A 14,394-nucleotide genomic window follows, 5' to 3' on the forward strand; every position below is an offset into this window, starting at 1 on the left:
CCTTTCCCTCAGGACTCGCCTGATTCCGGACACACGGGAACTTCACGTTAAAAAAGTGTCTCGGGAGCTTCCTCGAAAGCACAGTTCCGTGGACAATGGGGACAGACTTTTCCGAGGGAAACCCCATGGGCGCTCGTTCCTCTCGCGCGGCCATTATCGAGCCTGCTTCCAGCCCAGGCGCCGCAGGGCTGAGTCCCCGTACCCGCCGGGGCAAGTCTCCACGGGTGATGCTGGTGGAGCCAGACGCTCAGTACCAGTCCCAGCTGGGAACGGCCCTGGCCGAGGCGGGCTTCGAGGTGACGGTGGTCTCCACGGCCGAGGCGGCCCTGGAGGAACTGGCGGCCCTCCCGGTGCCCCCGCACCTCGTCGTGGCCGAGGCCCAGCTGGAGGGGCTCGACGGCTTTCTGTTCTGCGAGAAGCTGCGCGCCGAGGTGCGCACGGCGCGGGTGCCGGTGCTGCTGCTCTCCTCCAAGCGCGAGCCGTTCCACCCGGAGCTCGCGAGCACGGTGGGCGCGGACGACTACCTGCCCAAGCCCGTGCGGGTGCAGGACGTGGTGGCCCTGGCGCGGCTGAAGGCCGGCCGCCGCGCCTCGGAGATGGCCTATGAGGCCCACGCGGCCCGGCTGCCGCTGACGCACATTGCGCGCGCGCTGCTCACCGGGGCGCGCTCGGGCCGGGTGGTGCTCAAGGACAACGAGGGCTTCTTCGCGTTCCGTGGCGGCTATGTGGTGGATGCGGCCTTTCAGGGCGAGCGCGGGGTGACGGCGTTCCGGCGCCTGCTGGGCTTTGGCAGCGGGGTGTACGCGGTCTCCTTCGGGCCCGAGCTGCACCGGGGCTCGCTGCTGATGGACCTGCCCTTCCTGAGCGAGCAGGTGCTGCCCGCGCTGGAGCGGTTCGAGAAGCTGCGCGAGGTGGGCGTGCCGCTGGCCGCGCGGCTGACGGTGGACTTCGCGCGCCTGTCCGAGCACCTCGCCACGCTGCCGGACGACATCATCGCCCTGGTGCGCCTCTTCGACGGCCGGCGCGTGGTGCGCGCGGTGCTGCTGGAGAGCCGCTTCGCGGAGGTCATCGCGTACGAGGCCATCACCCAGCTGTTCTCGCTGGGGGTGCTCATGCCCGCCAGCCACGTGGAGGAGCGCGAGCGCCCTCCAGCCGCCCCGAGCCTCTTCCTGACGGCGGCGGATGCCCTGGACATGATGCTCTCGGGCGATGACGGCGGGGACGAGCTGCCGATCTTCGTGGACGAGGAAGCCGCGGCGGCCACCGGCGAAGAGGCGGAGGAGGCCATCGACGGCGAGCCGCTGGACGAGGAGGCCGAGGAGGCGGCTGCGCCACAGAGTGCGCCCATCATCCTGAGCTTCCCCAAGCGGCCCCGGATCCCGGCGGCCTAGGCCCTGCGCGTGTCCGGCAAAGTTTGACTCGGCGGGTGGGGTTAAGGGAGAAGTTGCCCGAGGGGCGACACTCCCATGTCCGGTCATAATCGGTGGTCGAAAATCAAGCGCCAGAAGGCAGCCATGGGCGCGAGCAAGGGCAAGCTGTACACGAAGGTCATCAAGGAAATCACCGTCGCGGCGCGCCTGGGCGGTGGCAATCCGGATGGCAACGCCCGCCTGCGCGCCGCCATCGCCGCGGCCCGCGAGGCGAACATGCCCAGCGACACCGTCGCCCGCGCCGTCAAGAAGGGCACCGGCGAGCTGGAAGGCGAGAGCTACGAGGAGGTGACGTACGAGGGCTATGGGCCGGGCGGTGTCGCCGTCATGGTCGAGTGCCTCACGGACAACCGCAACCGCACCGCCAGTGACGTCCGGATCCTCTTCAACAAGGGGGGCGGGAACCTGGGCACCGAGGGCGCGGTGGGCTGGATGTTCCACAAGAAGGGCGTCATCACCGTGAAGCCCGGGCCGACCGAGGACCAGGTGATGGAGAAGGCCATCGAGGCGGGCGCGGAGGACATGGTCCCCCAGGGCGCCGATGGCTTCGAGGTGCGCACCGCCCCAGCGGACCTGCACACGGTGGCCACCACCCTGGAGGCCGCAGGGCTGCCGCTGGGCGAGCAGAAGTGGAGTTTCTTCCCGCAGACCACCGTCAGGCTCGACGGGGACAACGCCCGGAAGATGCTCAAGCTGATGGACACGCTGGAGGACAACGACGACGTGCAGAACGTCCACGCGAACTTCGAGATCGACGAGGCGCTGATGGAGTCGCTGCAGTAGCCGCTGGGAGGGGAATCGACAGCGGCCCCGCCCACGCGTTACAAGGGCTGAACACCCGTTTCGTTGTCCTGAGGGAGAGCCACTTGCGTGTCCTGGGGGTCGATCCTGGCAGCCGGTTCATGGGCTATGGCGTCGTGGAGGAGCGGCGGGGCCAGCTCGTGCACCTGGGGCATGGCGTCATCAAGGTCGATCCCGACGCGCCGCTTCACCAGCGCCTGATGGTGCTGCACGTGGAGCTGTCGGCCGTGCTGCGGAAGTACCGGCCCGAGTCGGTGGCGGTGGAGGGCGTCTTCACCTTCCGCAACGCGCGCAGCGCCCTGGTGCTGGGCCATGCCCGGGGTGTGGCCCTGCTGGCGGCGGCCCAGGCGGGGCTGCCCGTGCACGAGTATGCCCCGGCCCGGGTGAAGCGCTCCGTGGGGGCCAGCGGCGCCAGCGCCAAGGATGCCATCGCGCGCATGGTCTGCACCCTGCTGAAGATCGACGTCATTGAGAGGGCGGACGCGAGCGACGCGCTCGCGGTGGCGCTCTGCCACTTGAACCAGGGACGCGTGCCGGGGCTGTCCCCGGCGGTTTCCCGTTCCAAGCCCCGGAAGGGCGCGTCCGCGCTGCTCGCGGACCGGCTCCGCCCGTCCTACCGGCGCCCGGAGGCACGATGATCGCGGCCCTGCGCGGAACCGTCGCGGAGAAGGACCTGGAGGAGGCCATCATCGACGTGGGGGGCGTGGGCTACCGCGTCGCCTTCTCCACGCTGACGCTGGGAAAGCTGCCCGCCGAGGGACAGCCCGTGCACGTGCGGGTCCGCACGGTGGTGCGCGAGGATGCCTTCGAGCTGTTCGGCTTCCTCTCGCGGGCGGAGGAGGAGATGTTCCTCCTGCTCACCTCCGTGTCCCACGTGGGCCCCCGCCTGGCGCTGACCGTGCTGTCGGGCATGGAGGTGGGGGAGCTGGCGGTGGCGCTCAACAAGGGCGAGGTGACCCGGCTCACCAAGATTCACGGGGTGGGGAAGAAGACCGCCGAGCGGCTGGTGCTGGAGCTCCGGGAGAAGGTGAAGGAGCTTCACCTGGAGACGGTGGCGCGGAGCGCCACCTCGGCCAGTGTGCCGGCGGGCCCGAAGGCGGACCTCGTCTCGGCGCTGCTCAACCTGGGCTACAAGGCCCCGCAGGCGGAGAAGGCCGCGGAGCTGGCCGGTGAGCGGCTCGGCCCCGAGGCCGCCTTCCAGGCCCTGTTCCGCGAGGCCCTCAAGGCCCTGCGCTCAGGGGGCTGAGCCTCCCCTTAGCGGGCTTCCCAGTGGGAGCCGTCACTCCCGCGGACGTAGGTGCCGCCGGAGGGGAGGGCCGCGTAGAAGAAGACGTCCTTCACGCCCACCACGGAGACGCCATCGAAGAGGCCCAGCTCGCCCTCGGGCGGCAGGGTGAAGCCCAGCTCCTGGCGGGTGAAGCGCACCGTGCCATTCGGGGGGACCCGGCGCTCGGGCAGCACGGTGCTGCTCCAGGGATGGCGCAGCGTGGGAATCGTGCGCCGCAGGTCCGTGGTCAGCACCAGCCCCGCCGTGGAGAGCGCCTGGCCGGTGGGGTTGTGCAGCTCCACCCAGCCCTCGCTGGGGCTCACGGCCTGGAGGCGCAGGGTGGAGGGCGGGGCGCGGAGGCGCTCCAGCTCGCGGCGCACGAAGTCCGTCCGCTGCTTCGCGTAGGCCTTGAGGAAGGGCAGCCCCTCGCGGAACTTCGCCAGCCCGTCCGGGTCCGGATGGCCCACGTCATTGAGCAGCAGGTACGGGTCGGCGTCCATGTACGGGGCGATGAGCTGGTGCATGGCGTCCAGCCGGGGCTCGATGACGGCGGGAGCGAACAGCTCGTCGAGGCTCTTCTCCACCACCGCGAACAGCTGCTCCCGGAGCTCGGGGTTGTAGAGAATGCGCGTGGTGAGGTTGGAGAAGGTGGGCAGGAAGTCCGGCCGCGTGTTGCGCTTGAGGTACATCTTCTCCACCCAGGCGTCCGCGAGGCTGAAGGGGAACAGCGGGTGGTCCGCCACCGGCTTCATGCCCAGGCCATACGTGGGCCACCAGCGCGAATCGGCGTTGTTCAGGTCCCACGCCACGTAGGTCCACTTGTACGTCACCCGGTCGTGGATGAGGTAGCTCTGCGAGTCCTCCGTGATGTTGTTGGAGATGAGCACCTCGGCGGCCAGGGTGCGCAGGTAGCGCTCCACCTCGAAGTTCTCGCCCAGCATCTGCGCGAAGTCCGGCTCGGGCGCGCGGTTGATGACGGTCATCAGCGTGCGGATGTCGTCCTTGCCCGGCTCCTTCTCCTCATTTGTCTCCTTCTGCCAGTCCTGCTGGTAATCGGTGCGCCACAGCTTCATCTCGCAGTCCTTGGCGCCGCACCGGTAGATGGTGGGGTCCGGATCCACGAAGCCATGGGCCTTGGCGAAGCTGTTGTCCACGCGCTCGATGTCCAGGTAGACGCCCTGGTACTGGCCGTTGATGGACAGCCGCACGTATTTCGTGACGGGCGCGGGCAGCCCCATGGCGAGCATCAAGTCATAGGCGAGCTTCTCCGCCATCATCGTCCGGTCCTGGAACTCCGCGACCAGGTTGTGTTTGCGCCGCCCGTCGAACTCCACGCCCTTGGGGAACTCGATGCGCCAGCTCTTCTTCGGAAAGAAGCGGGAGCTGGAGCCGCGCAGCCGTACCCCTACCGTGTAGCTCTTTCCCTCGAAGACGAAGGTGGCCGGGTGCTCGTCCTCGTAGGGGTTGGCCTCGAACTTCGCCATCGTCTCCGCGGGGATGGTCAGCTCGTAGAGTGGAACCTCCGTCTGCAGCGCCGGGAACGCGAACTGCCCTTCCTTCGGCCCCGGCTCCAGAGTCGCCCCGGCCTCCTCCTGTCCACACCCGGTACCGAGGGCTCCCAGCAGCACCGTCCCCACCACCGCGATCCAGAAGACCATGCGCTCCTGGCCCCGCCCGTCCCGCCCCGTCCCCACCCCGCTCACCGCCGCCGTTCTCACCGAAGTCCCCCGCTGTGGTTGCCTTGCTTGGCTTTCAGGGGTGAAGCGCCCGGGTAGGGAAACCTGGACGAATCTTTTTTTTCTTTTTCGTGCCAACCGCTTCGCGTCCGGCGCTGAACACCGTTTTCCCGGGAGAGGGCAGGGGTGGGGTTGCCTCGCGGAGGGCTGTCCCTAAATCCCACCTTGCAAGCAACATGGGGAGGCGTGGGCGTGCGGGTGGAAACCGAGAATGCGCTCTATTCCGGTCTGGGCGCGGAACGCGAGGAACTCTGGCTGACAGGGTTCCACGCCGGCAACCGCCCCGTGCTGGAGCGGTGTTACCGGGAGCTCTACCCCACCGTGCAGCGCGCCGTGGGACGGGTGTTGTCGGGGGCAGACCAGGAGACCGTCATTCATGAGGTCTTCTACCGGTTGATCTCCCGCGAGGAGCTGCGCCGCAGCTTCCGGGGCGGCTCCCTCAAGGCCTGGATGGCCACGGTGGCCTACCACCTCGCGCTCGACTACGTGCGGCGCCAGCAGCGGGAGCAAGGCGCGCTGGAGCAGGCCGGAGGGCTCGGCATGGAGGAGGACACCGGGACGCGGGAGTTCTCCGAGGAGAGCGACGCGCGGCTGCTCATCGAACGCTTCCAGCGCGAGTGCCTGCCGGCCAAGTGGCACGGGGTTTTCGAGGTCCGCTTCCTGCGGCAACTTCCTCAAAGAGACGCGGCCCGGGAGCTGGGCATCCACCGGACCACGCTGGCTTACCAAGAGATGCGCATTCGCGCGCTGCTCAAGCGTTTCCTCCTGCGCGAAGGGGACACACCATGAATACCGGGATCTGCCCCATGCGCGGGCACGTTGACAACCACTTTGCCCGCCGCCTGAAGCCTCGGGAAGAGCACTCGCTGCGCGAGCACCTGCCGGGCTGCGGCGCGTGCAAGTCCATCTACGAGCGCCACCTGCTGCTGCGGCGCCTGGACCCGAAATCCAGCCGGGGAGACCAGGACCGCCTGGGGCAGGGCCTGGGGCTGGTCCGGCCGCCCCTGCCGGTGGCCCCCGCGGCCGCGGCGCTCAGCGTGCTGGCCGTGCTCGTCCTGGGCGTCATGGCGACGCGGCCGGACCCCTTCGCCAACACGGAGGGGTTCACCGCGCGGGGAGGCGCCGCCACGGCCTCGTCCGAGGCCCTGCGCGTTTACCGCGTCCGGCCGGGCCTGGCCGCCGAAGCGGTGGGTGAGGCGATTCGCCCGGGAGACGAGCTGGCCTTCGCCTATCAGAACCCGCGCGCCCGGAAGTGGCTCCTCATCTATGGCGTGGACGAGCACAACCACGTGTACTGGTTCCACCCGAGCTGGTCCGACCCGGACACGAACCCGCTGGCGGTGCAGGCCTTCGAGGGGATGGCCCTGCATGAGCTGCCCGAGGCCATCTCGCACACCTTCGATGGAAAGCGGCTGGTGCTCCACGGCGTGCTGTCCGACGAGCGGCTCTCGGTGAAGCAGGCCGAGGCCTTGATGCAGGGCCGCGCCCCCTCGGATCCGCTGCCCCTGCCGGGCGCGGAGAACACCTCCTTCCCCATGCGGGTGGAACCGTGAGGTTCGCGCGCGAGGCCCTGGGCCTTGCCGTGCTGCTGGTGGCGGGGGTGGTGGGGGCGGAGGAGCGCCCGCAGGCCACCTTCGCCTTCATCGTCGGGGTGAACCGGAGCGTGGACGCGGACGAGCTTCCCCTGCGCTACGCGGACGACGATGCCGCGCGCTACCAGGACCTGTTCCGGCTGCTCGGAGCGCGCACGTATCTGCTGGCCCGGATGGACCAGAACACGGAGCGGCTGCACCCTCAGGCGGCGGCGGAAACCAGCGTGCCGAACTGGGGCGAGTGGCAGCGGCTGGTGGAGCAGCTCACGCGCGATGTGGCCCAGGCGCGCGCGCGCAACCTGGGCACCGTCGTCTACTTCATCTATGCGGGCCACGGCAGCGTGCACAACGGTCAGGGCTACGTGACGCTGGAGGACCGGCGGCTCACGGGAGAGGACCTGGCCAAGGGCCTCATCCAGCGGGTGGAGGCGGACCAGGTCCACCTCATCGTGGACGCGTGCTCCTCCTACTTCCTGGCCTACGGGCGAGGCCCGGGCGGCCAGCGCCGGCCCCTGAAGGGGTTCAGCGAGGTGGCGCAGCTCTCGGAGGACGGGCGCGTGGGGCTGTTGCTGTCGACCTCCAGCGCACGGGCCAGCCACGAGTGGGAGGCCTTCCAGTCGGGCGTCTTCAGCCACGAGGTCCGCTCGGGGCTCTACGGCGCGGCGGACGTGGATGGCGATGGGCGGGTGAGCTACCGGGAGATCGCCGCCTTCGTGGAGCGCGCGAACGCGGCCATTCCCAACGAGCGCTTCCGCCCCCAGGTCCACGCCCGGCCGCCGAAGGACGGGACGTGGCTGGTGGTGCTGGGCAAGGCGATGGAGCACCGCATCGAGGTGGATGGGCAGGAGGCCCAGCACCTGCGGCTGGAGGACAGCCGGGGGGTGCGCCTGGCCGACTTCCACAATGCCTCCGGCCAGCGGACGTGGCTGGCGCGGCCCATCGGCACCGGCCCGCTCTACCTGCGGCGCATGGGGGACGGCCGGGAGTACCGCATCGACTCGATGCCGGAGGTGGTGCAGCTCGCCGCGCTCACGCCGCAGCAGGCCCGGACGGCGGACCGCGGCGCGGAGCACGAGGCGTTCAGCCTCATCTTCTCGCTGCCGTATGACCGGCAGGTGGTGGACGCGTACGACTTTCAGGCGCCGGTGCTCCTGGAGGCCGAGCCCTCCCGGCGCAGGCCCACCTGGCGCCGGGTGGCGGGCTGGAGCGCGCTGGGGCTGGCGGGGGCGAGCCTGGGCGGAGGGCTCTGGACGACGCTGTCCGCGCGGGAGGCCCGCTCCGGCAACAGGGCCACGCTGCCCCATGCCGAGGCCATGGGCCAGAACCAGCGGATTCGCACCCTCAACCACCGCTCCACCACCCTGTACGTGGCGGGTGCCCTCGCGGCGGGGGCGGGGCTGGGAATGCTCTTGTGGCCGGGGGCCCCGGCCGAGGCGCTCCCCGTGGCCGGGCCAGACCTGGCCGGGGTGCAGCTGGGAGGACGGTTTTGAACCCCGCGTGGACCCCTCGTGTCGCAGTCTCCCTGGCCGCGCTGCTCGGGTTGATCCTGGGCGCGTGCGTGGCCCCCCTGTCCCTGGACGACCGCTCCTGTCCCTGTGGGGACGGGTGGACGTGCTGCGAGGCGACGCAGATGTGCGTCCAGCCCGGGGCCACCTGCCAGCAGTCCCAGCAGCCGCCGGCCGTGGCGCCCACGCTCTGCTTGGACGAGAACTGGTGCTGGGAGAACCCGACCCCGCACGCGCACTACTACCGGGCCGTCTGGGCCTCCGCTCCAAACGACGTCTGGGCCGTGGGGGCGCCGGGCATGGCGACCCACTGGGACGGCCAGAACTGGAAGATTCACCGCTCCGCCACGGACCAGTCGCTGCTGGCCCTGTTCGGCACGGGGCCGGAGGACGTCTGGGCGGTGGGCCGCGAGGGCGCCGTGGTGCGCTGGAACGGCAAGGCCTGGCAGGCGGTGGGCACGGGGCTCACGCAGCTGCTGCTGGCCGTCTGGGGCAGCAGCCCCGAGGACATCTGGGTGGTGGGCTCCGGCGGGGCGCTGCTGCACTGGAATGGCACCGACTGGTCGCGGCCTCCGGATACGCTGCCGCACTACTACACGGGCATCTGGGGCTTCGCACCGGACGATGTCCGGGTCATCAGCGCGGAGGGCAATGTATGGCGCTGGAACGGCCAGGCCTGGGTGCCCGAGCCGGGCTTCGCGAGCGATCGCGTCTGGAGCCTGAGCGGCGCCGAGGGCGTGCTGTGGGCCCTGGACGAGAAGGTCGATGAGGGCGTCTGGCGCGTGCTCCGCTTCGAGAAGGGCGAATGGCAGGTGGTTCACGAGGAGCGCCGGAGGTTCACCAGCATCGCCGCGCTGAGCGCGGACGAGGCTTGGGTGGCCGGACCGGAAGGGGCTGCCCTCCACATTGGGCCCGAGGGCATTGCCCTGAACTTCCTGGACGTGCCGGAGAACCTCGCCCACGTGTGGGCCTCGCGTGAGGCGGGGCTCTGGATGGTGGGCGACTCGGGCCAGGTGATGCACAAGACGGACACCGGCTGGGTGTCGATGCGCGAGGGGGCCAGCAAGACGGTCCTGGGCGGCTGGGAGCTGAACGCGGCGGAGGCCTGGTCCTGCGGCGAGCAGGGCATGCTGCTGCGCTGGCGCGAGGGGGCGTGGAGCACCCTGGCCAGCGGCACGGGGGCGGCCCTGCATGACGTCTGGGGCGCGAGCCCGGAAGAGGTCTGGGCCGTGGGTGCGGAGGAAACGATTGTCCGCTCCGATGGCACGGCGGCGGCCCTCCGTCGGCACGTTCCCGGCGGGGCGGCGCTCCGGGGCATCTGGGGCTCCGGCCCCACGGACATCTGGGCCGTGGGGGCGCAGGGGCGCATCCTTCATTATGACGGCCAGGACTGGAGCGTCCGCGAGAGCCCCACCTCGGTGACGCTGACCCAGGTCTGGGGAACGGACGCCCGGAACGTGTGGGCCGTGGGCGAGCTGGGCACCCTGCTGCACCACGATGGGACCACCTGGAAGGTGGTCTCCCTGGAGAAGCCCACCCGGCAGGCCTTCCGGGACGTGTGGGGCACGGGGCCGGACGATGTCTGGGTGGTGGGCGCCCAGGGCAGCATCCGGCACTTCGATGGCAAGCGCTGGGAGACCTGGGTGCCCTTCGCCAAGGGCGAGCTCGTGGGCATCTGGGGCACGGGGCCCTCGGACATCTACGTGCTCGAGGCAGGGGAGGAGCTCGTGCAGGGCATCCCCAAGGCCTTCACCAACCTGCACCACTACGACGGGAAGACCTGGAAGGGCGCCGCCGTGCCCTACGGCGGGCGCTTCAACGCCCTGTGGGGCGCGGGGAAGGAGCCGCGCATCGGCGGCGCGGGCGGCTCCATCCTCCACTACCAGCCGTGAGGCCGGCTCAGGCGCGCTCCACCCGCAGGCGCGCCGGCAGGCCATTGAGGTTGAACTCCTCCTCCTGGCCGGTGAAGCCCTCGGGGCCCACCTTCAGCTCCGAGGTGAGCGTCTCGCGGGAGATGAGCTCCCGGCCCTCCTCGGCGACCTTGCGCACCCGGGCATCGCCGTCCACCCACAGGCGGATGCGGTCCGTGTAGCCGAGCGCCATGTCCTTGCGCGCCGCCTGCACCCGGGCGAGCAGCTCGCGCACGAGCCCCTCGTCCACCAGCGCCTCGGTCAGCTCGGTGTGGAGCACCACCACGCCCACGCCCGCGCCCGCGGCGGCGTAGCCGGGGTTGGCCTCCACGAGCACCTCCAGCTCCTCGGCGGGGAAGGTCATCTGCTCGCCGTCCACGGCCAGCACCACCTTGCCCTGGAGCGCCAGCTCGCGCTGGAGGCTCCGGCTGTCGGCCGCGTCGAACGCCTTGCGCACCGGGGCCAGCTTGGGGCCCAGGCGGCTGCCCATGGCGCGCAGGTTGGGGCGGACCTTGTAGCGCACCACGTCCGTCTCCTGGCCGGACTCCAGGAAGCGCACCTCGTGCACGTTCAGCTCGTCGGAGATGAGGTCGCGGTAGACGGCCACGCGCTCTTGAAGCTCCCGGCGCGAGAGGACGACGTCCGCGCGGGCCAGCGGCTGGCGCACCTTGAGGCGGTTGTCCGTGCGGACCTTGAGGCCCAGGGAGACGAGCTCGCGCACCGCGCCCATCTCCGCGGAGAGCCCCTCGTCGATGAGGCGCGCCTCCACGTCCGGGAAGCGGCCCAGGTGCACGCTCTCGGGCTGCGAGGTGGGCCAGGGACGGCGCACGAGATTGCCCCACATCTCCTCGGCGAAGAAGGGGATGAAGGGGGCGGAGAGCGCGGTGAGGGTGGTCAGCGCCTCGTACAGGGTGAAGTAGGCATCGAGCTTGTCCTGCTCCAGGCCGGGGCCCCAGAAGCGCTCGCGGCTGCGGCGCAGGTACCAGTTGGAGAGGCCATCTACGAGCGCCACCAGCCGCTGGGCGGCCTCGTACACCTGGTAGGTGTCCAGCGAGCGGGTGGTGTCGCGCAGGGCGAGCTGCACCTCGGAGAGGATCCACCGGTCGAGCACCGTGCGCTGCGAGGGCTCACGCCAGCCGGTGCTCTGGCGGACGGCGAGCCACGGGGCCTCGGTGGCGCCCGCGTTGCCCGTGGCGGGCGAGAAGCCGTCGATGTTCGCGTAGATGGTGAAGAACGAGTAGACGTTGCGCAGCTTGACCTGGAAGTCCTTCTGCAGCAGCCGCACGTTGCTCAGCGAGTGGCGGGTGTTGGACCAGGTGGGGCTGGCGGCGAAGAAGAACCACCGGAACGCGTCCGCGCCGGGGGCCCGGCTGGCCGGGTCCTTGAGCACCACGCGCTCGGTGGGGGCGAGCCGGGGCACCTCCACCGGCATGACGTCCACGCCGCGAGCGGAGGGTGCCACGCCCAGGGCCTCCAGCTCCTTCTTGGCGAGCAGCACCACGCGCCGCTTGAGCTTCTTGTGGACCTTCACGGTGACGGTGACGGCGGCGCCGGGGGCATCCGGGCGGAAGAGCTGCACCTTGGCGCCCTCCTGGATGTCCAGGCCCTCCAGGTCCTCGCGGGCGATGAGCGCCTCCCCGGCCACGCCAGGGACGCCCGCCGCCTTGTCATCCAGCACGGCGAAGTCCATGCGGACCTCGTCGAGGATGATCTCCGGCGGGGTGTAGTTGCCCTTGGACTTGGACTCCTTCTTGCCCTCCTTGTCGGAGACGTGGCCGAGGACGATGCAGCTCCGGTACGGCAGCGGGAAGCCCTGCACGGGGGTGAGCCCCTGGCGGCGCTGGGTCTCCTCGTCGAAGACGAGCGTGCTGACCATCAGCAGGGAGTAGAACCAGCCGCGCGTCTGGTCGATGGCCTCGGAGATGAAGTCCGCGGGGAAGGCCTGGGCGAACTTCTCGTGGGAGCCCGCCGCGTGGGGGTAGCCCCACTGGGCAAACGGCATGCACCCTGAGTCGAACCACACGTCCACCACCTCGGGCACGCGGACGAAGCGGCCCGGGGTGCCGGGCTTCTCGAAGGTGACCTTGTCGATCCACGGCTTGTGGACGATGAGGTGCTCGCTGCTGGTGGCGCCGGGCTTCTGGGTGAGGAACTCCTTCAGCTCGGCCTCGATGGCGGCCAGGTTGTTGCCGGGCTTCTGGCGCAAGTCCTGGAGCGAGGCGATGACCTCCACCTCGCCCGTCTCCGAGTGGATCCACAGGGGCAGCGGGGTGCCCCAGTAGCGCTCGCGGGACAGGGCCCAGTCCACGTTGTTGGCGAGGAAGTCGCCGAAGCGGCCTTCCTTGATGTGCTCGGGGACCCAGTTGACCTGGCGGTTGTTGGCGATGGCCTGGTCCTTGACGGACGTGGTGCGGATGTACCAGGCGGGGCGGGCGAACTGGATGAGCGGGTCGTCATCCGCGCGCCAGCAGAACGGGTACTCGTGGCGGTACTGCTCGATGAGGACGAGCCGGCCGCGCTCCTTGAGCTCGCGCTGGATGTCCTTGTCCGCGTCCTTCACGAAGCGGCCGGTGAGCGAGGGGAAGTCCTCGGAGAAGGTGCCATCCGGGCGGATGGCGCAGAACATCTCCAGCGCATCGGGCTGGGCGAAGCGGGTGCGCTCCTGGCGGAAGGCGTTGTAGTCGTCCTCGCCAAAGGCCGGGGCGGTGTGGACGATGCCGGTACCGCTGGAGAGGGTGACGAAGTCCGCGGCGATGACGCGCCATGCGGGCGCGGCGGTGCCGCCGTCCTTGAGCGGCAGTTCCTTATCGCCCACGCGCTGGGCGTAGACGTCATAGGGCGGGGTGTAGCGCTGGCCCACGAGCTCGCTGCCCTTCTGGGTGGCCAGGACGGGCAGGTCCTTCTTGAGCTTCTTGGCCAGCTCCTCGCGCAGGGCGGCGGCGACGATGAGCTTGCGGTCGCCCGCGTCCACGGTGACGTAGTCCACGGTGGGGTTGACCGCGGCGAACATGTTGGACGGGAGCGTCCAGGGCGTGGTGGTCCAGATGAGGAGCGCGGTGTCGGGCGCGTCCCTCAGCGGGAAGGCGACATAGGCGCTGGGGTCGTCCACGGTGCGGTAGCCCATGCCCACCTCGCCGGAGCTGAGCGCGGTGCCACCCTGGGGCCACCACCAGACGACCTTGTGGCCCTGGTAGAGCAGGCCCTTGCGGTACAGCTCGGCGAGCGCCCACCAGACGCTCTCCACGTAGCTGCGGTGGTAGGTGACGTAGGCCTCGGGCAGGTCCACCCAGAAGCCGATGCGCTCGGTGAGGCGCTCCCACTCGTTGGTGTAGCGGAAGACGGACTCGATGCAGCGCTGGGTGAAGGGCTCGACGCCGTAGCGCTCGATCTCCGCCTTGCCGTGGATGCGCAGCTCCTTCTCCACCTCGACTTCGACGGGCAGACCGTGGGTGTCCCACCCGGCCTTGCGGGGGACGCGGTAGCCGCGCATCGTCTTGTAGCGGGGGAAGAGGTCCTTGATGACGCGGGTGAGGACGTGGCCGTTGTGGGGCAGGCCGTTGGCGGTCGGGGGGCCCTCGTAGAAGACGAAGGCGGGCGCCTGGTCCCGGCCTTGGAGCGTCTGCTCGAAAATGCGGCGCTCCTTCCAGAAGGCGAGGGTGCGGCGCTCGTCAGCGGGGAAGTCGATCTCGTTGGGGACCGTGGCGAACAGCGGGGCAGGGGGCTGGGACATGACGGGGCCAGTGATACCACCTGCCGTGCCGGTGTGGGCCCTTTCGTGCAGGGCGGCAGGCTGGGACAACCTTACGGGGGGATGCGAGCAGCCTCAGTTCCTCGGTTTCCCGAGGCTGGCGAGAAGGCCCTGGGAGGCGGACGGTAGCGTGTGCCCCGGCGATCAGTTCGCCGTGCCCCGAAAGGACGTGGAATGAACTTCCGAACTTGCAGCGCACTCCACCAAGCCGTTGCCGTTGCCGTTGCCGTAGTCGTAGCTGGGTGCGCCACCTCTCAAGAGGCACCTGAGACCTACGCTTGGGCGCCTGTGCGCCCACCCGCTGTGCCCGGTACGGGCCTCCCCACTCCCGGGCAGCCAGGGCAGGTTCGCCCCCAGTCCTTGCCGCGAAGCCCGCACAAGCGCGTGTTGCCGCCCACCCGGGAG

The 14,394-nt window shown here is 70.2% G+C and carries 10 protein-coding genes; 8 read left to right on the forward strand and 2 right to left on the reverse strand.

Going from position 1 to position 14,394, the window contains the following annotated elements; genetic code table 11:
- Positions 1 to 125: 125 nt before the first annotated feature.
- The 4 genes from KY661_RS13390 to ruvA all read left to right on the forward strand — a co-directional run bounded on the left by KY661_RS13390 (position 126) and on the right by ruvA (position 3,477).
- Positions 126 to 1,391 (forward strand): response regulator, encoded by a 1,266-nt coding sequence (locus KY661_RS13390; protein ID WP_225410567.1) that lies wholly within the window; start codon positions 126 to 128, stop codon positions 1,389 to 1,391.
- A gap of 75 nt (positions 1,392 to 1,466) precedes the next feature.
- On the forward strand, positions 1,467 to 2,213 hold the full coding sequence (locus KY661_RS13395; protein WP_225410568.1) for a YebC/PmpR family DNA-binding transcriptional regulator: 747 nt from the start codon (positions 1,467 to 1,469) through the stop codon (positions 2,211 to 2,213).
- Between the two features lie 83 nt (positions 2,214 to 2,296).
- Positions 2,297 to 2,869, forward strand: a complete 573-nt coding sequence (gene ruvC / locus KY661_RS13400) for a crossover junction endodeoxyribonuclease RuvC (RefSeq protein WP_075007133.1) — start codon at positions 2,297 to 2,299, stop codon at positions 2,867 to 2,869.
- A complete protein-coding gene (gene ruvA / locus KY661_RS13405) occupies positions 2,866 to 3,477 on the forward strand; it encodes a Holliday junction branch migration protein RuvA (RefSeq protein ID WP_225410569.1) in 612 nt (203 codons plus the stop codon). Before ruvC ends, ruvA begins: the two co-directional genes overlap by 4 nt.
- A gap of 8 nt (positions 3,478 to 3,485) precedes the next feature.
- On the opposite strand, the gene KY661_RS13410 is transcribed toward ruvA, so the two are convergent.
- Entirely contained in the window at positions 3,486 to 5,216 is a 1,731-nt protein-coding gene (locus tag KY661_RS13410) for a CotH kinase family protein (protein ID WP_225410570.1), read from the reverse strand.
- A gap of 216 nt (positions 5,217 to 5,432) precedes the next feature.
- Between KY661_RS13410 and KY661_RS13415 the strand changes: the two genes are divergently transcribed.
- From KY661_RS13415 to KY661_RS13430, 4 genes are read left to right on the forward strand one after another with little or no spacing between them, the layout of a single operon-like run.
- Positions 5,433 to 6,023 (forward strand): RNA polymerase sigma factor, encoded by a 591-nt coding sequence (locus KY661_RS13415; protein ID WP_225410571.1) that lies wholly within the window; start codon positions 5,433 to 5,435, stop codon positions 6,021 to 6,023.
- Between the two features lie 17 nt (positions 6,024 to 6,040).
- Positions 6,041 to 6,787: a hypothetical protein gene (locus KY661_RS13420; RefSeq protein WP_225410572.1), complete on the forward strand. Its 747-nt coding sequence runs from the start codon at positions 6,041 to 6,043 to the stop codon at positions 6,785 to 6,787.
- Positions 6,784 to 8,316, forward strand: coding sequence for a caspase family protein (locus KY661_RS13425; RefSeq protein WP_225410573.1), 1,533 nt, complete (start codon positions 6,784 to 6,786; stop codon positions 8,314 to 8,316). The genes KY661_RS13420 and KY661_RS13425 overlap by 4 nt, the downstream gene beginning before the upstream one ends.
- Positions 8,313 to 10,223, forward strand: a complete 1,911-nt coding sequence (locus KY661_RS13430; protein ID WP_225410574.1) for a WD40/YVTN/BNR-like repeat-containing protein — start codon at positions 8,313 to 8,315, stop codon at positions 10,221 to 10,223. The genes KY661_RS13425 and KY661_RS13430 overlap by 4 nt, the downstream gene beginning before the upstream one ends.
- A 7-nt stretch (positions 10,224 to 10,230) precedes the next feature.
- Here the strand turns inward: KY661_RS13430 and ileS are convergent, their stop codons facing one another.
- The gene (gene ileS, locus KY661_RS13435; protein WP_225410575.1) at positions 10,231 to 13,971 is read right to left on the reverse strand and encodes an isoleucine--tRNA ligase; all 3,741 of its coding nucleotides are present in this window, start codon (positions 13,969 to 13,971) and stop codon (positions 10,231 to 10,233) included.
- Positions 13,972 to 14,394 lie beyond the last annotated feature (423 nt).

Origin of the sequence: Allostigmatella hybrida, assembly GCF_020103775.1 — a bacterium.
GTDB lineage: Bacteria > Myxococcota > Myxococcia > Myxococcales > Myxococcaceae > Hyalangium > Hyalangium aurantiaca.